The organism is Streptomyces sp. NPDC001373 (assembly GCF_042895815.1).
Taxonomy (GTDB): Bacteria; Actinomycetota; Actinomycetes; order Streptomycetales; family Streptomycetaceae; genus Streptomyces.
Window position 1 is genome coordinate 187,940 of sequence record NZ_JBIAWQ010000008.1, and the last position, 22,238, is coordinate 210,177.

Annotated in this window: 18 protein-coding genes and 2 pseudogenes; 11 read left to right on the top strand and 9 right to left on the bottom strand. The window is 71.8% G+C overall.

The window, feature by feature from the left end:
- Window positions 1–118 precede the first annotated feature (118 nt).
- Complete coding sequence (locus tag ACFY15_RS20090; RefSeq protein ID WP_390825867.1) at window positions 119–808, bottom strand: hypothetical protein; 690 nt, start codon at window positions 806–808, stop codon at window positions 119–121.
- 197 nt (window positions 809–1,005) lie between these two features.
- Here ACFY15_RS20090 and ACFY15_RS20095 point away from each other — a divergent pair, with 197 nt between their 5' ends.
- Together ACFY15_RS20095 and ACFY15_RS20100 are read left to right on the top strand one after the other, a co-directional pair.
- Window positions 1,006–2,859: a DUF4357 domain-containing protein gene (locus ACFY15_RS20095; RefSeq protein WP_390825868.1), complete on the top strand. Its 1,854-nt coding sequence runs from the start codon at window positions 1,006–1,008 to the stop codon at window positions 2,857–2,859.
- The gene (locus ACFY15_RS20100; protein ID WP_390825869.1) at window positions 2,856–4,073 is read left to right on the top strand and encodes an McrC family protein; all 1,218 of its coding nucleotides are present in this window, start codon (window positions 2,856–2,858) and stop codon (window positions 4,071–4,073) included. The genes ACFY15_RS20095 and ACFY15_RS20100 overlap by 4 nt, the downstream gene beginning before the upstream one ends.
- Here ACFY15_RS20100 and ACFY15_RS20105 read toward each other — a convergent pair.
- From ACFY15_RS20105 to ACFY15_RS20130, 6 genes and pseudogenes are all read right to left on the bottom strand, one after another.
- Window positions 4,070–4,570: an N-6 DNA methylase gene (locus ACFY15_RS20105; protein WP_390825901.1), complete on the bottom strand. Its 501-nt coding sequence runs from the start codon at window positions 4,568–4,570 to the stop codon at window positions 4,070–4,072. The genes ACFY15_RS20100 and ACFY15_RS20105 overlap by 4 nt on opposite strands.
- A gap of 505 nt (window positions 4,571–5,075) precedes the next feature.
- Complete coding sequence (locus tag ACFY15_RS20110; protein WP_390688880.1) at window positions 5,076–5,819, bottom strand: sulfite exporter TauE/SafE family protein; 744 nt, start codon at window positions 5,817–5,819, stop codon at window positions 5,076–5,078.
- Entirely contained in the window at window positions 5,816–6,181 is a 366-nt protein-coding gene (locus ACFY15_RS20115; RefSeq protein ID WP_390688902.1) for a rhodanese-like domain-containing protein, read from the bottom strand. Before ACFY15_RS20115 ends, ACFY15_RS20110 begins: the two co-directional genes overlap by 4 nt.
- A gap of 47 nt (window positions 6,182–6,228) precedes the next feature.
- Window positions 6,229–6,449: pseudogene (locus tag ACFY15_RS20120) on the bottom strand (MBL fold metallo-hydrolase); the annotation flags it as partial.
- A 418-nt stretch (window positions 6,450–6,867) separates the two neighbouring features.
- Window positions 6,868–7,266: a DUF302 domain-containing protein gene (locus ACFY15_RS20125; protein WP_390688879.1), complete on the bottom strand. Its 399-nt coding sequence runs from the start codon at window positions 7,264–7,266 to the stop codon at window positions 6,868–6,870.
- A 192-nt stretch (window positions 7,267–7,458) separates the two neighbouring features.
- On the bottom strand, window positions 7,459–7,830 hold the full coding sequence (locus tag ACFY15_RS20130) for a thioredoxin family protein (protein WP_390688878.1): 372 nt from the start codon (window positions 7,828–7,830) through the stop codon (window positions 7,459–7,461).
- Between the two features lie 483 nt (window positions 7,831–8,313).
- On the opposite strand from ACFY15_RS20130, the gene ACFY15_RS20135 reads away from it, so the two are divergent.
- Both ACFY15_RS20135 and ACFY15_RS20140 read left to right on the top strand, forming a co-directional pair.
- Window positions 8,314–9,702 (top strand): rhodanese-like domain-containing protein, encoded by a 1,389-nt coding sequence (locus ACFY15_RS20135; protein ID WP_390825870.1) that lies wholly within the window; start codon window positions 8,314–8,316, stop codon window positions 9,700–9,702.
- A 150-nt stretch (window positions 9,703–9,852) separates the two neighbouring features.
- Window positions 9,853–10,437, top strand: a complete 585-nt coding sequence (locus tag ACFY15_RS20140) for a rhodanese-like domain-containing protein (protein WP_390688876.1) — start codon at window positions 9,853–9,855, stop codon at window positions 10,435–10,437.
- A 79-nt stretch (window positions 10,438–10,516) separates the two neighbouring features.
- Here ACFY15_RS20140 and ACFY15_RS20145 read toward each other — a convergent pair.
- A pseudogene (locus ACFY15_RS20145) lies at window positions 10,517–10,676 on the bottom strand (TSUP family transporter); the annotation flags it as partial.
- 165 nt (window positions 10,677–10,841) lie between these two features.
- Between ACFY15_RS20145 and ACFY15_RS20150 the strand changes: the two are divergent.
- The 6 genes from ACFY15_RS20150 (at window position 10,842) to ACFY15_RS20175 (ending at window position 20,493) form a co-directional block, all read left to right on the top strand.
- Complete coding sequence (locus ACFY15_RS20150; protein ID WP_008741329.1) at window positions 10,842–11,108, top strand: metal-sensitive transcriptional regulator; 267 nt, start codon at window positions 10,842–10,844, stop codon at window positions 11,106–11,108.
- Window positions 11,109–11,254: 146 nt separating this feature from the next.
- The gene (locus tag ACFY15_RS20155; protein WP_390688875.1) at window positions 11,255–12,829 is read left to right on the top strand and encodes a TIGR02677 family protein; all 1,575 of its coding nucleotides are present in this window, start codon (window positions 11,255–11,257) and stop codon (window positions 12,827–12,829) included.
- Window positions 12,826–14,076 (top strand): TIGR02678 family protein, encoded by a 1,251-nt coding sequence (locus ACFY15_RS20160; protein ID WP_390688874.1) that lies wholly within the window; start codon window positions 12,826–12,828, stop codon window positions 14,074–14,076. Before ACFY15_RS20155 ends, ACFY15_RS20160 begins: the two co-directional genes overlap by 4 nt.
- Window positions 14,073–18,233: a TIGR02680 family protein gene (locus ACFY15_RS20165; RefSeq protein ID WP_390688873.1), complete on the top strand. Its 4,161-nt coding sequence runs from the start codon at window positions 14,073–14,075 to the stop codon at window positions 18,231–18,233. Before ACFY15_RS20160 ends, ACFY15_RS20165 begins: the two co-directional genes overlap by 4 nt.
- On the top strand, window positions 18,230–19,465 hold the full coding sequence (locus ACFY15_RS20170; RefSeq protein WP_390688872.1) for a TIGR02679 family protein: 1,236 nt from the start codon (window positions 18,230–18,232) through the stop codon (window positions 19,463–19,465). Before ACFY15_RS20165 ends, ACFY15_RS20170 begins: the two co-directional genes overlap by 4 nt.
- A 368-nt stretch (window positions 19,466–19,833) precedes the next feature.
- Entirely contained in the window at window positions 19,834–20,493 is a 660-nt protein-coding gene (locus tag ACFY15_RS20175; RefSeq protein WP_390825871.1) for a DUF5710 domain-containing protein, read from the top strand.
- 127 nt (window positions 20,494–20,620) lie between these two features.
- Here the strand turns inward: ACFY15_RS20175 and ACFY15_RS20180 are convergent, their stop codons facing one another.
- Complete coding sequence (locus ACFY15_RS20180; RefSeq protein ID WP_358812219.1) at window positions 20,621–21,070, bottom strand: Lrp/AsnC family transcriptional regulator; 450 nt, start codon at window positions 21,068–21,070, stop codon at window positions 20,621–20,623.
- 139 nt (window positions 21,071–21,209) lie between these two features.
- Between ACFY15_RS20180 and ACFY15_RS20185 the strand changes: the two genes are divergently transcribed.
- Window positions 21,210–22,211 carry an asparaginase gene (locus ACFY15_RS20185; protein ID WP_390825872.1) on the top strand — a complete coding sequence of 334 codons (1,002 nt, stop codon included), beginning with the start codon at window positions 21,210–21,212 and terminating at the stop codon, window positions 22,209–22,211.
- Window positions 22,212–22,238 lie beyond the last annotated feature (27 nt).

Consider the following 22,238-nt stretch of genomic DNA (forward strand, 5'->3'; position numbering starts at 1 on the left):
GGTGGGATGTCATCTGGACGGACAGTCGTGTGTGACTGGGCAATAGCGCACACGGTATCCATCTGGACGACGGTTCCGTACCCGCTGGAGGAGAAGCCCAGGGGAGCTGATGGCCGCTTCAGCCGAGATCCCGGTTACGTTCCGCGAGACATCGGAGCCACAGCTCGTAGGCATGGCGGGCCTCGTGGACCGACTCGACGGCGAACCCCCGCTCGGCAAAGCCGGCCGCGGCTGCCTCCCGCACCACACGGACCACGTGGTCCGCCACCATGCCGAGGCGCTCGGCATGGGCGTCCCGCAGTCGCGGTGCCAGTTCCTCTCCACGGGCGGCCACGGCCATCAGGTCCTCAAAGCCGGTCTCGTCCGTGTAGGCAGAAGGCAGGCCGGGAAGGTCGGCCGATGAGAGATGACGGACAGCCGGCGGCCTCTGCCCGAATTCCTCCTCGCGCCCGAGGAGACGGTTCAGCAGAGTGCGTGTCCCGTCCGTGTCGCGGACGAGTGCCGAGGCGGCTTCCAGCGCGGCCAGCTGTACGGGAATGTCTGCGGCTTCCTCGGCTGCGAGTAGCTCAGCCAGTCGGTCAGCGATCTTTCGGCCCGTCTCCGATGCCTCATCGATGACGTTGTCGCAGGCGTCGAGTTCGGAGAAAGCACGCTCGGCCGTGCGTACGGCCGCGCGCACCATGGCGGCCTTGTCGCCGTCGAACCGGCCTACCGCCTGCGCCAGCTGTGAGGCTGTCATGGAGGAGGCGGCGGCCAACTCGTCGGTGTGCCGCTGCCTGGCCGTGCCGTTGGACGTTCCGATTCCCACCGTTTCCCCCTTGCTGTGACGATGCTCCCGCTGTAGATCATGGACGGCTCTTCGTGCACGGGGCAATCCGCGGCTGGAACCCGTGACATCCGGACATCATCGTTGGCCGGAAACTTGCACATCCCCATCGCAGTGGATCATCGCGCCCCACAATGCGTTCATGCCCACTGGCACACACCACCCGGACGAGGAGACCGATGGCCGAGGAATACCCGGAATTCCAGCTGCGCCTGCCCCACGGTGGGCCGACGGCGCGAGGGCGGCTGCTCTCCGAGATGGGTACCAACGGCAGTCAGAAGATGGTCGTGCTCGCCGGGTCCCCGGCTCGTCCGGACGTCGTGCCCTCCTTTCCGTTGAGGACACCCTCCTCGCACAGGCTGCGGGAGAAGCTGATCGAGGAAGGGGCGATACTCGAGACCGCCACCTGGCCGGGGTGGCTGGAGGTGGTCCGGGACGTCGAATGCAATTCGCCGTCCGCCGCAGGTGACATTCTCGTGGGCCGCAGCTGTAACGGGTGGCTCGAATGGAAGACCGAGGACGGTCGGCCGCTCGCCGATTTCCTCGAACAGGTCTGGTCGGGCCCCAGCCGCGCGTGGCTCGTGAGGGCTGCCCACCCCTGGGCCTCCGACCTCGTACAACAGCTGTGGCTTCTTGAGGGCCGAGTGACCCTCGCTGCTCTCCGGCTGCGGCCGGACGTGGCCCAGGGCGTCAGCAAGGAGCAGCTCCGTACCTTCGTCGACGAGGACTACGAGTCGACTGCGACCTACGACGAGAAGGTGCAGCTCGTCGACGAACTGCACTCCTTCTTCTCCCGGATGCGGCCGGGAGACACGGTGTGCACCGTCTCCGACGGCCGGCTCTACATCGGTGAGATCACCGGAAGCGTCGAGCAGCGAATCGCCGAGGACGGCAGCAGCAGCCTGCGCCGCCCCGTGGAGTGGGGGAGGGAGGGCTTCCCGCTGACGGAGCTGCCCGAGGAACTCCGGTTGCAGCTGTCGCTGAAGCACGACGTGGTCGATCTGACGACTTCCAAGGCCATCATCGACGGTCTGGGCGTCAGCGACGAGGAACTCGTGCAGGAGGCCTTGGACAGCGGGGCCGAGCCCGGAGCCGAGCCCGCGGCTGTCACGGCCCGCCGCGAAGTGGAGCTGCCCGAACCCACCGAGGAGCTGCGGAAGGCGCTCAACGTGCACGACGTGGAGTGGTTGCAGGAGGTCAGGAACGTCCTGGAGGACGAGAAGCAGCTGATCTTCTACGGTCCCCCGGGCACGGGGAAGACGTTTCTCGCGCAGGAGATCGCCGAGTATCTCGGCGGGGGACGCGAGCAGGTGAATGTGGTCCAGTTCCACCCTTCGTACGCGTACGAGGACTTCTTCGAGGGCTTCCGCCCTCGTGAGGACCCCAAGACGCGCGAGGTTGCGTTCCGCCTCACAGCCGGTCCACTGCGGGAGTTCGCCGCGCTCGCCCGCCGCGAGGGAAACCGGCACATCCCGCATTTCCTGATCATCGACGAGATCAACCGGGCCAACCTGGCCAAGGTCTTCGGCGAGCTGTATTTCCTCCTGGAGTACCGCGACCGCTCGGTTCGGCTGACCTACTCGGGCGAGGACTTCTTCCTGCCCCGCAACCTCTTCATCATCGGCACCATGAACACGGCCGACCGCTCGATCGCCCTCGTGGATGCGGCGATGCGCCGGCGCTTCGCCTTCGTCGAACTGTCTCCGCGCATCGAGCCGACCGGCGGACTCCTGCGCCGGTGGCTGGCCGAGGAAGGCAAGGATCCCGAGCCGGCCGATCTGTTGGACGCGTTGAACGCCCGCATCGACGACGCCGACTTCCGGATCGGACCGTCCTACTTGATGAAGTCCGGAGTCTTCCGGGAGGGAGGACTGGAGCGCACCTGGCGGACGAAGATCCTCCCGCTGCTGGAGGAGCACCACTACGGCGAAGGCGTGGACATCGAAAGCCGTTACGGGCTGTCGGCGCTGCGTGGGGCGGTGGCGATGCTGTCGGGGCAGCAGGAATCGGGTGAAGGGTTCGACTCGGAGTGACGGCCGTCGTTTCCCTCGTCGAGCACGCGCCCGCCCGAGCCTTCCCGATGCCGGACACGGTGGGCCGCGCACTGGCAGCCGCGAAGATCCTCGAAGAAGCCGCCCCCGACTCCTATGTGCCGGGCATGTGGCGCCTGCGTGCGGGGAGCAAGGTCGGGGTGGTGGCCGTTGCCGTCCCGGGTGGCGAGACCGTCACCGTACGGATCACTCCCAAGGTGCCCGTCGCGCGTCTGTTCTTCCTGCTCGGCTACAGCAGTGACCCGGGCGGCTGGCGGAACGGCGTGGTCGATGTCGCCGAACACAGCGAACTGCTCCCCGCACTTGCCCATGCCGTCGAGCGTCAGACCGACCGGGCTCTGCGGCGGGGCCTGCTCCAGGGCTACCGGACCGTCGAGGAGGCGTCCCTCGTCGTACGGGGCCGGATTCGGGAGGCCGAGCAGATCAGACGGCGGTTCGGGATGCCCCTGCCAGTGGAGGTGGCCTACGACGAGTTCACCACCGACATCGCCGAAAACCGGATCCTGCGTGCTGCCGTCGACCGCCTTCTGATCCTCCCCGGTGTGCCCCAGACGGTACGGACGCGCCTGATGCGCCAGCGTGCCCGGCTGGCAGACATCACACCGCTCGTACGCGGACAGGTGATTCCGGCTTGGCGGCCCACGCGTCTCAACACCCGCTATCACCAGGCCCTCCACCTCGCTCAGGTGGTTCTGGACGGGGCGTCGGCAGAGCACCTGCCCGGTAGCCTGCGCATGGACGGGTTCCTCTTCGACATGAACCGCGTGTACGAGGACTTCGTGTGCGCAGCGTTGCGGGAGGCGGTGCGTCCCTACGGAGGCCGGAGTGCCCTGCAGGCAAAGGATGTACACCTGGACGAATGCGATTCCGTCCGGCTACGACCGGATTTCGTCTGGTACGCGGACTCGGGGATGCCGTGCATCGTGGCTGACGCCAAGTACAAGGCCGGCAAGCGGCGAGGCTATCCGAACGAGGACCTCTATCAGATGCTTGCCTACTGCACTGCCTTCGGCCTGCCTGAGGGCCATCTGGTGTACGCCAAGGGCAGCGCTCCTCACACCAGCCACCGAGTACGCCGCGCGGGGACGGTCCTCCACCAGCACGCCCTCGACCTGGACCGACAGCCGGAGGCCCTTCTGGCGGAGATCCGGGAACTGACTCACCGTATGGTCGCGGGTGTGAAGAGTCGCATTTAGTCACCGCGTACGTGCCGCCTTGGAGCTGGAGGCTCGAGAGTTCGCTCCTCCGAGAGCACGTCGGACCTTGCTGAGATGTCGCGCAGCAGGGCGTCCTTCAGGTCGTACAGAGTCCTGCTCTCCATGGCCAGTTTCCTGGCCATGGAGTGAAGGGGATCCGTCACCTCGTGGAACCGTGTGCGTGTTCGCGCGTCGGGCCATGTGACCTCCAGGCGTGAAATGCCGGCGGTGGCCTCGGTGTGACCGAACACGCGAGGTGGCAGTGCGATCACGCACTCGACTGTGTTGTCCCGTACCAGCCGTTCCCGGAGCTTTCGTGCCGCGGGTTGGGGGCTCTTGGCTGCGATGTCAGCCATGAGGAAGGCTGCCCGGCCTTGGGTAGACAGGGCATGCGCGATGTGAAGTATCCACGCGGAGTTGGCAGAGCCTTTGGGCGGACGCTCATCCAGCCACCGGGGTCGACGAGGGGTTGATCCTGTCGGTCCTTTGGCGCCCAGGCAGGCTGATTGAACGGAAGGTTCGCCAAGACGATGTCGTACGGCACTGTCTCCGGCTCAGCGAGGCTGTCACCGGGCGGGAAGATGTGCGCGTCGATGCCCCGCACTGCGAGCCCCTGCCCCTGCCCCTGCCCCATCCGCTTCCCGGTAGTGACGTTCCGTGAGGCTGGGTGAGGTGTCCGGTTCGTGTTGAGTCAGGGGCCGGACGGGCTCCAGTGCCCGAGAAGGGCCTGAGGTCGGCGGCTCGTGGTTCGGGGATGTCGGGCAGCCGGGGGGTGTGTTGGGTGTCCTCTGTCAGCCGAGCGGTGTGGCGCCACCTGTGCCTCCGATTGCCCGGCGTGACGCGCTTCTTCAGCGGCGGCTTCGGGCGGCTGTTGCGGGGGTGCCGGCAGGTGGGCAACGGGGTGTTGTGGTGGTTGCGGACCGCTACTGTGTGGTGTGACCTGCCGGAACGCTACGGGCCGTGCCAAGCGGTCTGTGAAGGGGGCGCCCGGCCGCCGGCCGCTCAGACGATCACATCGGCGAGCATGAGGGTCGCCACCCCCAGCAGGACGTAGGCGAAGATCCGTTGCAGGGTTACGCCGGTGATCTTGGTTGCGAGGCGTTTGCCGTCCCAGGCGCCCAGGATCGCCGCACCGGTGAAGGGGGCGATCACCTCCCAGCGCAGATCTCCGCCCGTTCCCGTCCGTGCGGTGAGCGCGGCCAGCGAGTTCACGGTGATGACCAGCAGGCTGGTGCCCACCGCCTGCTTCATCCGCAGGCCCAGGACGCCCACCAGGGCGGGAACCGCGAGGAACCCCCCGCCGACGCCGAGAAGTCCCGTCACGGTGCCGAGTCCTGCCCCGGCACCGGCCGCTTTCGCGGGCCGTATCCGCTCCGGCGGTTCGGACCCCGTCGGGCGGAGCATCCGTACCGCGGCCAGCGCGGCGACGACGGCGAAGGCCCCGGTGAGCAGCGTCGCCGGGAGGTGCCCTGCAACGGCTCCGGCGAGGAAAGCCGGTGCGACGCCCGCGAGCGCGAACAGCGCACCGGTCTTCCAGACGACGTTGCCGTCCCGGGCGTGGGCGTAGAGGGCGGTGGCCGAGGTCGCGGTGACGATGATCAGGCTGGCGGTGGTCGCCGCCGCCGGGGAGAACCCGAGCAGGTAGATCAGCGCCGGGACCGCGAGCACGCTGCCACCGCCGCCGAGAGCACCCAGGGCCAGGCCGATGACGGCCCCTGCGACCAGGGCGAGGATCAGGACGCTCACGCTATCGAGCCGCCGTTGCCGCGTTCGTCCACGACCGGGTACCCGGCAGCGGCCCAGGCGTTCATGCCGCCCTTGACGTCCACCGCGTCCGCACCCCGTTCGGTCAGGAGCTTCGCGGCCTGCTGCGAGCGGTGGCCGCTGCGGCAGATCAGCACGAGCGGACGGCCCTGCGCGGGTGTGGGCAGCGCCGCTCCCGCAGCCAGAGCGGTCAGTGGGGCGTGGACCGCGTCCGGGGCGTGTCCGGTCTGCCATTCGGGCTTTTCCCGCACATCCAGCAGCACGGCTTCGGGCCGCTTCCCGCCGGTACGTGTGCGCGCCTCGTCCACGGACAAGCGCTGTCGGCTCCTGCGGAAGAGGAACATCGTCGACGTCACCTTTCTCGTTTCTCGTTTCTCGTTCGGGGTTGTGTGAGCAGGTCGGCGAGGAAGGTGTCCACGTCCACGGTCGGAGCCGTGTTGGCCGCCCTCTCCTCGCCGATCGTCGTCACGTCGCGCCGGCCTGCGCGGAGGAGCAGAAGCCGCCGAACCCGTGCGTGGGCAGGACCGCCGTCTCGTCGGGCAGGGCGTCGGCAAGGCGGTGGGCCGAGGCGTGCTGTGCGCGGGCCGGCCCCTCGGTCAGCCGCGGATCGACCGCCGCCGCCTGCTCGCCACCGGCGAGGTGGCGGCGGTTGCCGAGCCCCTCGCGCTCGATGGTGTCGACGAAGAACACGCGCGATACTCCCTTCACGCAAAATTACCCCCGGGGGTATGTCATTCACTCTAACACCATTACCCCGGGGGGTATATTTCGAGGGGTGGGGGCAGCCGTTAAGCCCGCATTGTGTGGAGGCGGGACCCCTGGCTCACGGTCCACAAGTCCCGGTCGGGGTGTGGCCGGCCGAAGTCGGGGGATATGGGGTGATCCGGCGCCGCGGATTCGTCGCGCCCGACGGCGACGAGCGTGCCGGCCTGTGGTTCCTGATCCGGGGGTCCCACCGTGACCCGGGCGAAATGGCCGAAGTGAGCGAGCTGTGCGGTCGGTGGTCAGCTCCGTGCGGCATCTCGACGGCTCACGTGCCGCCTTCTGCAACGGCGGCGAGCGCGGCGTCGAGGCGGCGCGCCGCCTCGTCCGCGACAGGGGTCATGGCGTCGACGCCGGTGAGTGTGACCATGGTCGCGGGGTCGATCGCCTGCACGATCACCTGGTCGCCGTCGGCGCGGACCACGACATTGCAGGGCAGCAGGAGCCCGATCGAGCGGTCGGCGTCCAGCGCCTGACGGGCGAGTGGGGGGTTGCACGCCCCGAGGATCAGGTACGGCTCCATGTCGTGGCCGAGTTTCGCCTTGAGCGTGGCCTGGACGTCGATCTCGGTCAGGATGCCGAAGCCCTGGTCGGCGAGGGCGCTCCGGACGGTCTCCACCGTCTCGTCGAAGGCTCCGGCGACCTTGATGGTGCGGTCGTAGTCCATGTCTTCACCCCACTCTTCGGATGGCGACCGCCTCGGCATGCGGCCGATCCGGTCGTCGTGCTGCCGGCTGTTCGCGGCCCGGGTTCGGGCCGCGAACAGCATGATGTCCTGACGCACCCGTTCAGAGGCGGACGACAGGCGATGGCGGGCCGTTCGGTCTTTCGGCCTGGCCCCGTGGTGACGCTCCGGGCGTCAGTTTCGCTCGGCGGTGCGGGTGGCGGCCTGCCGGTGGACGCCGTCCATGTCGACGGACCGGATCCTGGCGATCACTTCTTCCAGTGCCTGTGGCGGCAGCGCGCCGGGCTGCGCGTAGAGCACGGTCCGGTCGCGGACGGCCATCAGGGTGGGGATGGAGGAGATCCGGAAGGCGCCGGCGAGTTCCGGCTGTGCCTCGGTGTCGACCTTGCCGAAGACGATGTCCGGGTGACGCTCGGCCGCCCGTTCGTAGACGGGGCCGAACCTGCGGCAGGGCCCGCACCATCCGGCCCAGAAGTCGATCAGCACGATCTCCGAGCCCGTGACGGTCTTCTCGAAGTTTTCCTTGGTCAGCTCGACGGTGGGCATGGGTTCCACTCTCCTCCCGTATACCCGGTGGGGTATATGGGGGCTTCAACGGGCGTAGGGGCGGGTTTGTTCCGCGATTCCGCGACCCATCGGCTTTCGAATACCCAGGGGGGTATTTGACAGTCCCGGCGTGAGGTGTTTACCGTCGGAGGCGTAATACCCAGGGGGGTATCTGGAAGTGGATCTCGCTCATGGCTCGTCAAGTGGACCTGGAGACCTTTGCCGCGGCCTGGAGTCCCGGCGCCGTGATCGTCGACGTGCGCACCTCACCCCGCGCTCGGCGCCGCCGCCGTGACGGATGCCCTTTCCGTCGCCGGTGGGACCCGGGGCCGGGTCGGTGCGGGCCGCCCGATGGTGACGGGGTCCGCCCCCGGGGTGGTTCGACCTTCCCGCGTTCGCCCGCCCGCCCCTGCGGGGAGCGGGCCGCCTTTGGCCTCTCCGATACCCCCTAGGGTATCTGAACCATCGTTTACGGAGGTTTCCGTGTTCTTCGCCCAGTACTACCTCGACTGCCTCTCCCAGGCGTCGTACATGATCGCCGACGAGACCACCCGCGAGGCGGTGGTCGTGGACCCCCGCCGGGACGTCTCGGAGTACCTGGCGGACGCCGAGACTCACGGCTTCACCGTGGTCGGCGTCATCAACACCCACTTCCACGCGGACTTCGTCGCCGGACACCTCGAGATGGCGGCCGAGACCGGTGCATGGATCGGCTACGGACGCCGCGCCGAGACCGAGTACCCCATCCGCAAGCTCGCCGACGGCGAGACCATCAGCCTCGGCGACGTCACCCTGGAGATCATGGAGACCCCGGGGCACACCCCGGAATCGATCAGCGTGCTGGTCTACGAGCACGGCATGGACACCGTCCCGTACGGCGTGCTCACCGGCGACGCGCTCTTCATCGGCGACGTGGGGCGCCCCGACCTGCTCGCCTCCATCGGCGTCACGGCCGACGAACTCGGCGCCATGCTCCACGACAGCGTGCAGAACAAGCTGATGGGGCTGCCGGACGAGGTGCGGGTCTTCCCCGCGCACGGTGCCGGATCCGCCTGCGGCAAGAACCTGTCGACGGAGAAGCAGTCGACCATCGGCGAGCAGCGGGCCACCAACTATGCCTGCGCGCCCATGTCGCAGGAGGACTTCGTCGCGATCGTGACCGCCGGCCAGTCCACCGCTCCCGGCTACTTCGCCTTCGACGCCGAGCTCAACCGCAAGGAGCGCGAGCTGTTCGACCCGGCCGCCGCGCCGAGGCCGCTGGGCGTCGAGGACTTCACCGGCCTCCGCTCCTCCGGCGCCGTGGTGGTCGATGCCCGCGACCCGCAGGAGTTCGCCGCCGGACACCTGCGCGGCTCGGTGAACGTGCCGGCCGACGGCCGCTTCGCCGAGCAGGCCGGCACCGTCCTGCCCGCCGACGCCGACCTGCTGGTCGTCGCCCCGCAGAACCGCGAGGAGGAGATCGTCACGCGCCTGGCCCGGATCGGCTTCGACCGCGTGGCCGGCTACCTGCGCTCCCCGGACGACGCCCTGGCCACCCTGGCCGACGAGGTCACCCCGGCCAGCCGCCTCACCGCCGCCCACGTCCGCACCGCCCTGGCAGGCGACAATCCGCCGGCCGTCATCGACGTCCGCACCTGCGGCGAGCGCGGGGACAACGGCTTCATCGACGGCGCCCTGCACATGGCGCTCGGCGAGCTGCCGCGCCGCCTGGACGAGATCCCGCGCGACAAGCCGCTCGTTGTGCACTGCGCAGGCGGCCACCGCTCCTCCATCGCCGCGAGCCTGCTGCGTCACCACGGCTTCACCGACGTTTCCGACATCCTCGGCGGCTACGCCGCCTGGGCCCTGACGGAAGTGCCCGACGCCGTCTGATCCGGCGGACCGCAGTCGTCGGTGCCCCCGCGACGGGGCCCTCGACGCCCTGACGGGCACCGCCGGGTGTGCCGGCCCTTCCTACCCGCACCTCTACCCCGCTCCGCCCCGTGTTCCTGTCCGGGGCCGATTCACCACAACGGAGTTTTCATGACCACCGACGCCTCCCGCGCCACCGTCCTCACCCCCACAGCCCTGCAGCACCTCGTCGACAGCGGACGCGCTCCCCGCGTTCTGGACGTGCGCACCCCGGGCGAGTTCCGGACGGTCCACATCCCCGGTTCCTACAACGTCCCGCTCGACACCCTGCGCGAGCACCGCGCCGAACTCCTGACCCACCTCGACGAGGACGTCGTCCTCGTCTGCCGCTCCGGTGCCCGCGCCGCCCAGGCCGAGCAGGCCCTCGCCGAGGCGGGCCTGCCGAACCTGCGTGTCCTGGACGGCGGCATGATGGCCTGGGAGGCCGCCGGAGCTCCCGTCAACCGGGGTGAGGCGCGCTGGGAGCTGGAGCGCCAGGTCCGCCTGATCGCCGGTTCGGTCGTGCTCGTCACCGGCATCGTGGGTGTGTTCGTGCCCGGCGTGCATCTGATCGGCACGGCGATCGGCGCCGGGCTGACGTTCGCCGCGCTCAGCAACACCTGTGCAATGGGCATGATGCTGGCCAAGCTGCCCTACAACCGCGGACCGCGCACTGACATCCGTACCGTCGTCGCCTCTCTGCGGGACCGCTCGTGATCACGCTCGTGCTCGCCGCGTCCGTCCTGGCCGGGGTCGGCCCGGGCGTCCTGGGCGGCGGTTCCATCCTGACCGTGCCGATGTACTCGGCAAGGCGTCCGCCACCGTAGGCACCGATCATGCTGACCGCGCCGAAGATCAGCCCGGTGCACCAGCGCACCCGACCCGCCCGGGGCATGCGGGACGAACCCGACGAGGCTGGTGACGCCGACGACGAACAGGGAGGTGGCGATGACCTCGCCTCGCGGCAGCGACCGCCGTGACCTGGGGCACCCTGCGGGCACGCCGTCCGCGGCCCGCCTCGGGCGCGCCCCAGGTAGGCTCCCTGGAATCGGCCGCACACCCCTGGCGTTATACCCCAAGGGGTATTCTTGAGTCGATGGCCGGCGAGAAGGAGGAACCCGGTGAAGGTGGAAGAAGAGGCGGCGACCGCGGTCCTCAACCGGCTGCGGCGCGCTCAAGGGCAGCTCGCGGGCGTCATCGCCATGATCGAGGCCGGCCGCGACTGCAAGGACGTCGTCACGCAGCTCGCCGCTGTCTCCCGCGCCCTCGACCGGGCCGGATTCAAGATCGTCGCGAGCGGGATGCGCCAGTGCCTCGCCGAGAGCGAGGAAGGCGCACCCCCCATGACCGAGCAAGAACTGGAGAAGCTCTTCCTCACGCTCGCGTGACACACGACGGCGGCCGGCGGACATCCGTCGGCCGCCGTCGCCCGCGTGATGACGGCTTCGCTCGGACCCGGCCCGGACCGATGCGAATCGGCCAAGTACGCACGTCCTTGCCGATCATGGGCGCCATTCCGGGAGGATGGCAGGCAATGGACATGGTTTCTCCGCAGGTGGCGGGCCCGGCCGGCGGGTACGGGCCCTTCGCGCATCTCACCGCTCCGAACGTGCTGCTGTACCGGGCGGTGATGCGGGAATTCCTCGTCGCCAAGGAGCGGTTCGCCGTGCATCTGCGCCCCGAGGACGTGTACACGGGGCTGGCGCCAGAAGCCCGGCCGGCGGAGCTCGACGCCGTGGTCAAGGCGCTCGACGGCCTGGTGGCCTGGGGGAACCTGCGGGCCGATCCGGACACCGGGCGGGTGACGGCCGTCGAGGACTTCTACCGCAGGCGGTTCATCTACCAGCTCACGCGGGAGGGCGAGGCGGCGGAGCAGGCCCTGTCCGCGTTCGACGAGGCACTGGGGCGGCGGGGCGCGCTGCAGGCCGTCGCGCTGCACGACATCGTGACGCAGCTGCGCGCCCTGCTCGTGCTGGCGGCCGAGGAGGAGCCCGATCCGGCCAAGACGCATCTGGCGCTGGACGGGCTCGCGAGCCGCTTCGGCGCCCTCGCCGACAACGCCCGGGCGTTCATGGGCTCCCTCCAGCGGACCATCGACCTCCACGACGTGGGGGAGGAGGCCTTCCTCGCCTACAAGGACCAGCTCATCCAGTACCTGGAGCGGTTCATCCAGGACCTGATCACCCTCGGCGGGCGCATCGCCCGGCTGATCCTCTCCTTGGAGGAGGGCGGGAGCATCGAGCTCCTGCTGCGTGCCGCGGCCGCCCGCGAGGCGGCGGACGCCACCCCGCAGGAGGCGGCGTACGCGGGGCGGGCCGCGTACGAGCGGTGGGCCGGCCGGTGGGAGGGCCTGGCGGCCTGGTTCCTCACCCGGGACGGCCGGGAGTCGCAGGCCCGGTTGCTGCGCGGCCGCGCGCTGGGCGCGATCCCGCAGCTGCTGGCCGTCGTACGGTCGCTGAACGAGCGGCGGGCCGGGCGCTCGGACCGCTCCGCCGACTTCCGCACCCTCGCGCGCTGGTTCGCCGAAGCGCCCGACGACGATGCCCGGCACCGGCTGTGGCGCACCGCGTTCGGGCTGTACCCGGCCCGGCACCTCACCGTGGACGCCGAGACGCTGGCCGCCCGCCACGCCCGCCCCGAGCCGGCGGGCACGGCGTGGGCCGACGCCGCACCGCTGCGGATCAGCCCGCAGCTGCGCCGCACGGGAAGCTACGAGCGGCGCGGCAAACCGCGCAAGGTCGAGGACCGGAGGGAGGCGCGCAGACTGCTCGCCGAGACGGCCGCCAAGCAGGCCGCGGAGACGGCCGCGGCCCGGGCCCGGCTCGTCACCCACGGCGTCACCAGGCTGTCCGGACTCGGCGAGCTGGACCCGCTCAGCTTCCGGCTCTTCCTCCAGCTCCTCGGCGACGCCCTGGCCACCTGGCGGCCCGGTATGACGCACACCGTGGCCACCAGCGCCGACGGCTCCATGGAGATCCGGCTCACGGCACCGGCCGACGGGTCGACGGCCGAGGTCCGCACACCGGACGGGATCTTCCGCGGCCCGGACCACAGCATCGAGATCGTCGACCTCACCGAAGGCGAAGGAAGTGGAGGGAGGGGAGCGTGACGACCACGCCGCTCGCCGAAGTACTCGACGGGCAGCACGCCGCCGAGCGGCGCAAGGCCGCCCGGGCCCTGCTGAAGCAGCCGCTGCTGCTCGCGCACGGCGCGTACGCCGACGAGTTCCGCCTCGTCCGGCGGCACGCCTCCGAGCTGCGCGACTGGTTCGACCGCAACACCGGCTGGTCCCTCCAGGTCGACGCCGAGACCGCCCGGCTGGGCAAGATCCCCGCCGTGCCCGACGACGCCACGCATCCGGCGCGCGAGGTCACCCGCAGCGCCGCCCCCTTCAGCCGCCGCCGGTACGTCCTGCTCTGCCTCGCCCTCGCCGCCCTCGAACGCGGCGAGGCACAGATCGCGCTGGGCCGCCTCGCCGACCAGATCGTGCTGGACGCCAAGGACCCCCGGCTGGCCGCGGCCGGCATCGAGTTCACCCTGGACCGCCGCGACGAGCGGCTCGACCTGGCCGCCGTCGTACGGCTCCTGCTCCACCTCGGCGTGCTGCGGCGCGTCGCCGGCGACGAGGACGCCTACGTCAGCGGAGCAGGCGACGTCCTGTACGACGTCGAACGGCGGGTGCTCGCAGGTCTTCTCGCCACCCGCAGGGGACCCTCCACCATCGGGGCCGAAACACTGGAGGCCCGGCTCGCCGAGCTCACGGCGGAAACCGCCCTCGACAGCGACGAACTGCGCTTCCGCGCGATGCGCCGCTCGCTGACCCGGCGGCTGCTCGACGACCCCGTCCTCTACTACGACGGGCTGACCGACGCCGAACTCGGCTACCTGACGCGCCAGCGCGGCTTCCTCACCGCCCGCATCAGCGAACTGACCGGCCTGGTCGCCGAAGTGCGCGCCGAAGGCATCGCCATGGTCGACCCCGAAGACGACCTCACCGATGTCCGCATGCCCGAATCGGGTACCCGCGGCCACGTCACCCTCCTGCTCGCCGAGTACCTCACGGCGGCGGCAGGACCGGTCGTCCCCCTGGCCGACCTCGAGCGCCGCGTGGTCGAACTGGCCGCCGAGCACGGCGGATTCTGGTCCAAGTCGGCCCGTGAGCCCGGGGCCGAGGCCGACCTGGCCGAACAGGCCGTCGCCCGGCTGGCCGCCCTCGGCCTGGTCGCCCGTACCGCCGACGGAGTCGTGCCGCGCCCGGCGCTCGCCCGCTACGCCGTCGGGGAGACCGTCGTGCTCGAACCCCGTACAGCCGGCACCGCACGGGTGCCCGCCCAGCGAAAGGCGCACCGGCCGTGACCCCCCGTCCCCCGATTCCCGCCCCTGAGCGCCCCCGCTGGCAGCCCCTGCGGATCGGTCTCGTCGACCTCTTCCACTACGACGTGGAGGAGTTCCACTTCCGCGACGGCCGACTGCTGCTCCGGGGGAACAACGGCACCGGCAAGTCCAAGGTGCTGGCCCTGACCCTGCCCTTCCTGCTCGACGGGGACCTCAGTGCCCGCCGCGTGGAACCGGACGGGGACCCCGGCAAGCGGATGGAGTGGAACCTGCTGCTCGGCGGTGAGCACCCGCACTCCGAGCGCCTCGGCTACACCTGGGTGGAGTTCGGCCGCCGCGACGCGGTGAGCGGCGAGGAGCAGTTCTGCACGCTCCTGTGCGGGCTCAAGGCCGTCAGCGGGCGCGGTATCGCCCGGCACTGGTGGGCGGTGACCGCGCAGCGGATCGACCACGGCCCGGCCGACGTGCGCGCGGCCGGGACCCTGAGCCTGCTCGACGCCACCGGTACCGCCCTGTCACGGGATCGGCTCATGGAGGCGGTCGCCGGGCAGGGGATGGTCCACGACCAGGCCAAGGCCTACCGCCGGGCCGTCGACGAGACCCTGTTCGGCCTCGGAGAGCAACGCTACGCAGCCCTCGTCGACCTGCTCATCCAGCTGCGCCAGCCCCAGCTGTCCAAGCGCCCCAACGAGGCCGCCCTCTCCCGCGCCCTCACCGAGGCCCTTCCGCCGATGGACCAGGCCGTCATCGCGGACGTGGCCGAAGCCTTCCGCTCCCTGGACGAGGAGAAGGAGGAGCTGCGGGCGGCCGGAGCCGCCCAACGGGCGGCCTCCGTGTTCCTCGACCACTACCGGCGCTACGCCCGCGCGGCCTCCCGCCGTCGCGCCCGCCTCCCGCGCAGCGAACACTCGAGGTACGAGCAGCTGCTGCGCGACCTCGCCGAGGCGCAGGCCCAGAGGACCGCGGCGGAGGGGGACCGGGCGGCCGCGGAGGAGCGCGCCGCCGCCCTCACGGAGACCCGGGCGAGGCTGGAGGCGGCCGACGCGGCCCTGCGCGAAGGTCCCGAGATGCGCAGCGCCCAGGAACTGGAACGGGCCGCACAGGCGCTGGAGCGGGCGGAGACGGACCGCGCCCGTGCGCGCGAAGACGGGGAGGAGGCCTCGCTGCGGCACACCAGGGCGCTCGGCCGCCTCGCTGCCGCGGAGAACCGGCTCGGGGCCGCCCGGAAGCTGGCGGGGGACACGCTGCTCCGGGCCAGGGAGACGGCTGCGACCGCCCGGCTGGACCTTCCCGGGGACGAAGGACGGGCGGTCGCCGACCTGCGGGCCGCGGTGGCCGAAGCGACCGGCCGCAGGCACCGCACCCTCACACACGTGGAGGCGCTCGCCGACCGGGCCGACGAAGTGACGGCCGGGCGCCGGGCTGCCGTACTGCGGCTCGACGAGGCGGAGACCGAACTGGCGCGGGCCGCCGAGGCGCTGGAGGCGGCCGACGACACGGCGCGGGCCGCCGGAAGGGCCCTGGTCGACGCCGTACGCGAGCACGCGGGCCGGTGCGGGGAGCTGGCGTACGCCGACCCGGCCGGCCTTCTGGACGAGCTCCAGGAGTGGACCCGGCACCAGGACGGCCCCTACCCCGCACGCCGCCGTGCCGCGGAAGCGCACAGCGTCTCCGCGGCGGTCCTCGCCGACCAGGCGGCGGAATCGGCGCAGCACCGGGCCGGCCTGGCCGCCCGTACCCGCGCCGCGGAGCAGGAACTCGCCGGGCTGGAGTCCGGCGGCCGACCCGGGCCGCAGGCCCCGTACACGCGGAGCCCCGGAGTTCGGGACCAGGCGCCCGGTGCCCCTCTGTGGCGGCTCGTCGACTTCCGGGACGAGGTCGCGGACCGCGACCGCGCCGGGCTGGAGGCGGCCCTGGAGGCCTCCGGGCTGCTGGACGCGTGGGTGCGCCCCGACGGCGCGGCCCTCGCCGCGGACGGCCATGACGTACTCCTCGCCCCGGACTCCGGACCGGTCGGGGGACCGTCGCTCGCCGACGTACTGCGCCCTGCCGTGGACCACGGTGACGCGCAGGCGGCGCGGGTCGGCGTGGAGTCGGTGGCCCGGCTGCTGGAGGCGATCGGCCTCGGCGGCGCTCCCGGGGACGCGGCACCGGCCGTCGGTGTACCGCCCGCCGGCCCCGCGGGCACCGGGACCGCGGACGGCACCTGGGTCGCACCGGACGGACGCCACCGCGTCGGCGCCCTCACCGGCCGCTGGGCCAAACCCGCCGCCGAGTACATCGGAGAGGGCGCCCGGGAAGCCGCGAGGCGGACCCGGATGGCGGCCCTGCGGGCCGAACTCTTCCTTCTCCGCCAGGAGTCGGCCGAAGCCGACGCGCAGCTGCGGGCGGTGGCGAGCCGCCGGCGCACGCTCGATGTCGAACTGGGGGCCGTGCCCGACGACGCGCCCCTGATCAGGGCGCACGCCGACGCCGCGGCGGCAGCCGACACCGTGCGCCGGGCCCGGGTGCGGCGCGACGAGCGGGCCGCCGAGGCGACGGCCGCCGCCGAGCGGGCCGAGGCGGCCACCACCGAACTGGAGGAGACCGCGGCCGATCTGGGGCTGCCCCCGGACCGGCCCGCGCTGGCCGCCGTACGGCAGGCCCTCGCCGAACTCGACGTCGTGCTGGCCGGACTCTGGCCCGCGCTGCGTGAGCGGAGCGAAGCGTCCCGGCAGGCGGACGAGGAACGCGAGGAGGCGGTCCGGGCGGGGGAGCGGACCGCCGAACTCGCCCTGCGCACGGAGGCGGCCGTCCGTCAGGCGGCCGCCGCGGACGAGCGGCTCGCCACACTGCGTGCGACCGTCGGCGCCGCCGTCGCGGAGCTGGAGCGGCTGCTCGCCGAGGCCGCGGAAGCCCTGCGCGGGTGCGCCGCCGACGAGAAGCTCACCCGGGAACGGCACACGGAGGCGGACCGGCGGGCCAGCCGGGCCGAGGGCCGTATCGAACAGCTGGAGAAGGACGTCGCCGAAGCCGCCGCGGCACGCTCCGAGGCCATCGCCGCGCTCCAGCGCTTCACGGCCACGGGGCTGATCACGGTCGCGCTCCCCGATCTCGTCGTACCGGCCGCGGACGACGGCCCGTGGGCGCCCACCCCGGCCATCGCCCTGGCCCGCGCCCTCGAATCGGAGCTGTCCGCGACGGACGACTCGGACGGTGCCTGGGAACGGGTGCAGCGGCGTCTGAGCGAGGAGTTCAAGATCCTCCAGGACGCGCTGTCGCGGCACGGCAACACCGCCTCGGCGCGCATGGTCGAGGACGGCATGATCGTCGACATCGTCTACCAGGGCCGTGAGCGCACCGTGCCCGCACTCGCCGAGGCGCTCGCGGTCGAGGTCGGCGAACTCACCCGCATCCTCTCCGCACACGAGCGCGAGATCCTCGAGACCCACCTGATCACGGAGGTGGCCGGCACCCTCCAGGAGCTGATCGCGGCGGCCGAGCGGCAGGTACTGGCCATGAACGCCGAGCTGGAGGAACGGCCCACCTCCACCGGCATGAGGCTGCGCCTGGTGTGGCGGCCTTCCCGCAAGGCCCCGGTCGGCCTCGCCGAGGCCCGAGGCCGGCTGCTGCAGACCGCTGACGCGTGGACGGCCGAGGACCGGGCCGCGGTGGGGGAGTTCCTGCAGGCGCAGATCGCCCGCCAGCAGACCGAGGACGCGGCCGGCAGCCGACTGGAGCACCTCACCGCGGCCCTCGACTACCGCTCCTGGCACGAGTTCGCCGTCGAGCGCCGGCAGCACGGCCGCTGGGTCCCCGCCACGGGGCCCGCCTCCGGAGGCGAACGCGTCCTGGCCGTGTCCGTCCCCCTGTTCGCCGCCGCCTCCTCGCACTACGCGAGCGCGGGCAGCCCGTACGCACCGCGCCTTGTGACCCTGGACGAGGCGTTCGCAGGGGTGGACGACGACTCGCGCGCCAAGTGCCTCGGGCTCCTGTACGCCTTCGACCTGGACGTGGTCATGACCAGCGAGCGGGAGTGGGCCTGCTATCCGCAGGTGCCGGGCATCGCCATCGCCCAGCTCGCCCGCGTCGACGAGGTGGCCGCGGTCCTGGTCACCCGCTGGGAATGGGACGGCACGGCCCGCACGCGCCGCGAGGACCCGGTGCGAACGGCCGACCAGGAGACCCTGTGGGCGTGAGCGGTCCCGCGGTGGACGAAACCCGCCTGCGCCGCCTCCTCGGCGGCGACGACCTGGCCTGGCTGGTGGAGCGGGTACGCCGACGCCTGGAGCGCGGGCAGCCCCTCACCGGGGCGGTCTCGCTGGCCACGCCGAGCCCGGCCGAACGGGCGGCGGCCGAGAGACTGCTGGGCCGGGCACCGGGCGTCGGCAGGGCGCTGACGGTCCGGCTCGACGCCGTGGAGGCCGTGCTGGTCGGATCGGGCATCAGCCCGGAGGGCCTGGAGGCGGCCGTGACGGTGCTCACGGGGCGGGTCGTCCCGCTCGACGAGGTCCGCCGCAGCGAGGAACAGGCCTGGGGGCAGGCGTACGCACCCCTGACCCTGCTGGCCGAGGAGCTCCCGGCGTACGCCGCCTGGGCCGTCCGCGTGCGCGAGGACGGACTCGTGCGCCGGCTCGCCCGGACTCCCACCGCCGCCCGTCCGCTGGTGGAGCAGACCGCCCGCGTGCTGCGGGAACTGCCGGTCGCACCGGCACGGTCGCTTCCGGTCTTCGCCGCGGAGGTGCTGGGGAGCGCTCACGCACTCGACGACGGGACGCCGGGAGCCACCCTCGCGCTCTCCGGCGCCCGCGCTCTGACCGGCCACCCCGACGGTGCGGGAGCGGCCTGGAGACGAGCCGCATGGGCCTCCGTCGGACTGCTCCGCGACGACGTGTCCTCGACGGTGCTCACCCTCAACCTCCGCGGGACCCAGGCCCTGGACTGGATGGCCGACGCGGGCGAGCCGTGTGTCCTCACGCTCCGTCAGCTCGCCCGCCGCCCGCCGCGGACGGCACCGCCCGTGGTCCACGTCTGCGAGAACCCCGCGGTCCTCTCGGCCGCGGCGGACCACCACGGACCGGACGCCCGACCGCTGATATGCGTCCAGGGGCAGCCGTCGGCCGCCGCCCTGACCCTCCTCACCTCCCTGCACGCGCTCGGTACGGCCTTCCGCTACCACGGCGACTTCGACTGGGGAGGCCTGCGCATCGCCACGACGCTGTCGGGGCACGTGCCGTGGCGGCCCTGGCGCTACTGCGCCGACGACTACCGCGCAGCCGTGGCGGCCGCCGGCTCCGACCTGCGCCCGCTGGACGGGAAGCCGGCGCCGTCGCCGTGGGACCCCGACCTGGCGCTCGCCCTGGCCGAGCACGCCCTGCGCGTCGAGGAGGAGGCCGTTCTGGACGCGCTGCTGACGGACCTCGCGGGGTGAGACAGCCGTCCGGCTGTGTGCCTTGTGAGTGTCAGGCGCGGTGTGTTGGTCGCTTGTCGGGTGACGTGGTGTCATGCCGCTCCCTGTGCTCAGAGGCCTCGCAGCGGACGCACCCGGGCTTGCCGCGCCGATCTCGTCGGGACATCTGCGTTCGGCGGCTTTGCGGCGAGGGGCGACCTCCTGTGTGATCTCGGCGATCCAGGAGTCGTCGCTGGCACTGGTGGACGACTCGGCCACCTGGTCCGTATTGGCCGAACGCCTGGAAGCGGTCGGCGGCAGCCCCATCGACGCCGGGCGGGCGGACGTCGGCCGGGGTCCGGGTCACGGTCTTCACCCGCCCGCCCGAAGAACAGCAGGAACCCTCCCGCGTGGCCCGGCACCGGGAACTCGTGAAGGAGTTGGAGGTGGCCGGCTGCGGGGTCGAGTTCCGCGATCGCATGCACGAGAAGGTCCTCATCCTGGACGGGGCCGTCCTGTGGCACGGTTCGAAGAACCTGCTCGCGAACATCGGACCGACCGACCTGATGATGCGCTGCACCGACCCTGCCTCCTGCGAGCGCGTACGACGGCTCGTGGAACAGACCCGTATGGAACGGCCGGCGCGCGCGCCGTGGCGCCCGGCCGAGCAGGCCACGGCTGCGCCCGAGGTGCCGGCCCAGCGGTCCGGGACGACAGACGAGGTGTTCCCGGGGCTCGTTCGGGACGGCCGCCTGTACCTCGGCGTCCCGTATGCGGAGAAGGACGAGGCGAAGCGCCTGGTCAAGGCCCGGTGGGACAGAGAGGCCCGGCATTGGTGGGTCGACGCCGAGGAGTTCAGAAGGGAACAGGCGGCGCGCAGGGAGACGTTACGGCCAGCGAGTGCTCACCCTGGTCGAAGTGCGGGGGTGAGCTGCACTGCGTTTCGTGGAGTTCGACCTGATGCTGCTGGATTCGTGATCCGAAGCCAGCCAGGACGCGCGGCTGCCAGCTCCGGCACGAAGGCGCTCGCCTTCCCGTCCTCCGGGCGCCCCCCTGACCGGCGACTTTGAGGGCTGCTGGGGCTTCGGCTCTGCCTCGGGCGACTACAGCCGCCTCCAGGTCTTCACGCTCACCGCCCCGACCGGATCGTGATTGACGTCTGCCGCCGATTCGGTCGAAGGCCACCCGGGCCGGGGCTCAGACCGGCAGGCCCGTGGGTTCCTTGATGCGCTTCATGATGATCTGCGAGTTGACCTCCGTGACCCCCGAGAGGGCCGTCAGGCGCTCGATCCACAGGCGTTCGTACGCGCGGAGGTCGTTGACGGCGATGCGCAGCAGACAGCCGGGGCTGCCGAAGAGGCGGTAGGCCTCGATGACGTCGGGGATGTCCTGGAGGGCCGCCTCGAAGGCCTCGACCGCCTCGCGGTCGCGGCGGACCTCCACCGACACCAGGACCTCGAAGCCGCGGCCGACCGCCTCGGGGTCGATCACCGCGCGGTAGCCCTGGATCACCCCGTCCTGCTCCAGCTGCCGCACCCGGCGCATGCAGGGGGAGGGGGTCAGGCCGACCCGCTGGGCCAGTTCCTGGTTGCTGAGCCGGCCGTCGCGCTGGAGCTCACGCAAGATTTCACGATCAATAGCGTCCACCGCGCAATTATCCCCCAGGGTTTGTCGCAGGATGCTGACAACGCGCAATCGCATTGCGCGTAGATCTCACTATCATTGCTCCTTCCAGGAAATGTGTGCGAACCCCGCTCCGGGGTTCAGACGTCAGGGAAGGATGGCCATGGGGCGCATCGTCGTCATCAGCACCGGCGGGACGATAGCCAGCCGGTGGACGGGCTCGGGCTTCGCCGCCGAGGCGGACGGCCGCGAGGTCATGGCCACCGCGCCACTGCCCGAGGGCATCACCGTCGAGGTCGTCGACCTGTTCAGCGTGAACAGCCCCCGCCTCACCACCGCCCACCAGCTCACCCTGCTGCGCACCGTCCACGAGGTCCTCGCCGACCCCGCCGTCGACGGCATCGTCGTCACCCACGGCACGGACACCCTGGAGGAGTCCGCCTTCCTGGTGGACCTGCACCACCACGACGCCCGCAGCGTCGTCTTCACCGGCTCGCAGCTGCCCATGGGCTCCACCGAGGGCGATGGCCCCGGCAACCTCTACGATGCCCTGCTCACCGCCGCGACCACGCGCGGGCTCGGCGTCCTGGTCGCCTTCGCCGGCCGTGTGCACGCCGCCCGCGGCACCATGAAGACGCAGGCCGTGGCCCTGGACGCGTTCGCGGACCCCTCTCGCGAGCTCCTCGGCAAGGTCGGCTTCGGCAAGGTCACCGTCCTGCGGCAGCCGCAGCGCCCGCAGGCACTGGCCCTGCCCGCGATGCCGGAGCTCCCGCCGCGCGTGGACATGGTGATGCACCACGCCGACGGCGACCCGGTGCTCCTCAATGCCGCCGTCGCGGCCGGCGCCCGGGGCATCGTCCTCGTCGGCACCGGCGCCGGCAACGCCACCCCGGAGATCGTCGAGGCGGTTCGGGAAGCCGTGGCCCGCGGCGTGCTGGTCGCCCTGACCACCCGCGTCCCGGCCGGCCCGGTCACCGAGATCTACACGCACGGCGGCGCGGTCGACCTCGTCGCCGCCGGAGCCGTCCCCACCGGCACCCTCCGCGCCGGCCAGGCCCGCATCGCGGTCCTCTCCGCGCTGCTGTCCTCCGAGAACCCGGTCGAACAGGCCCGCGTCCTGCGCGCGTCCCTGTCCGAGGAGGACGCGGTCCTCGTCGACGCCTAGCCGTTCCGGCCCGCCCGCGTCCCGGGC

Coding starts and splice junctions, on each gene's coding strand:
- ACFY15_RS20115 (WP_390688902.1), bottom strand. CDS start 6,181: ATGTTCCTCTTCCGCAGGAGCCGACAGCGCTTGTCCGTGGACGAGGCG.
- ACFY15_RS20125 (WP_390688879.1), bottom strand. CDS start 7,266: ATGGACTACGACCGCACCATCAAGGTCGCCGGAGCCTTCGACGAGACG.
- ACFY15_RS20155 (WP_390688875.1), top strand. CDS start 11,255: ATGGACATGGTTTCTCCGCAGGTGGCGGGCCCGGCCGGCGGGTACGGG.
- ACFY15_RS20130 (WP_390688878.1), bottom strand. CDS start 7,830: ATGCCCACCGTCGAGCTGACCAAGGAAAACTTCGAGAAGACCGTCACG.
- ACFY15_RS20185 (WP_390825872.1), top strand. CDS start 21,210: ATGGGGCGCATCGTCGTCATCAGCACCGGCGGGACGATAGCCAGCCGG.
- ACFY15_RS20095 (WP_390825868.1), top strand. CDS start 1,006: ATGGCCGAGGAATACCCGGAATTCCAGCTGCGCCTGCCCCACGGTGGG.
- ACFY15_RS20140 (WP_390688876.1), top strand. CDS start 9,853: ATGACCACCGACGCCTCCCGCGCCACCGTCCTCACCCCCACAGCCCTG.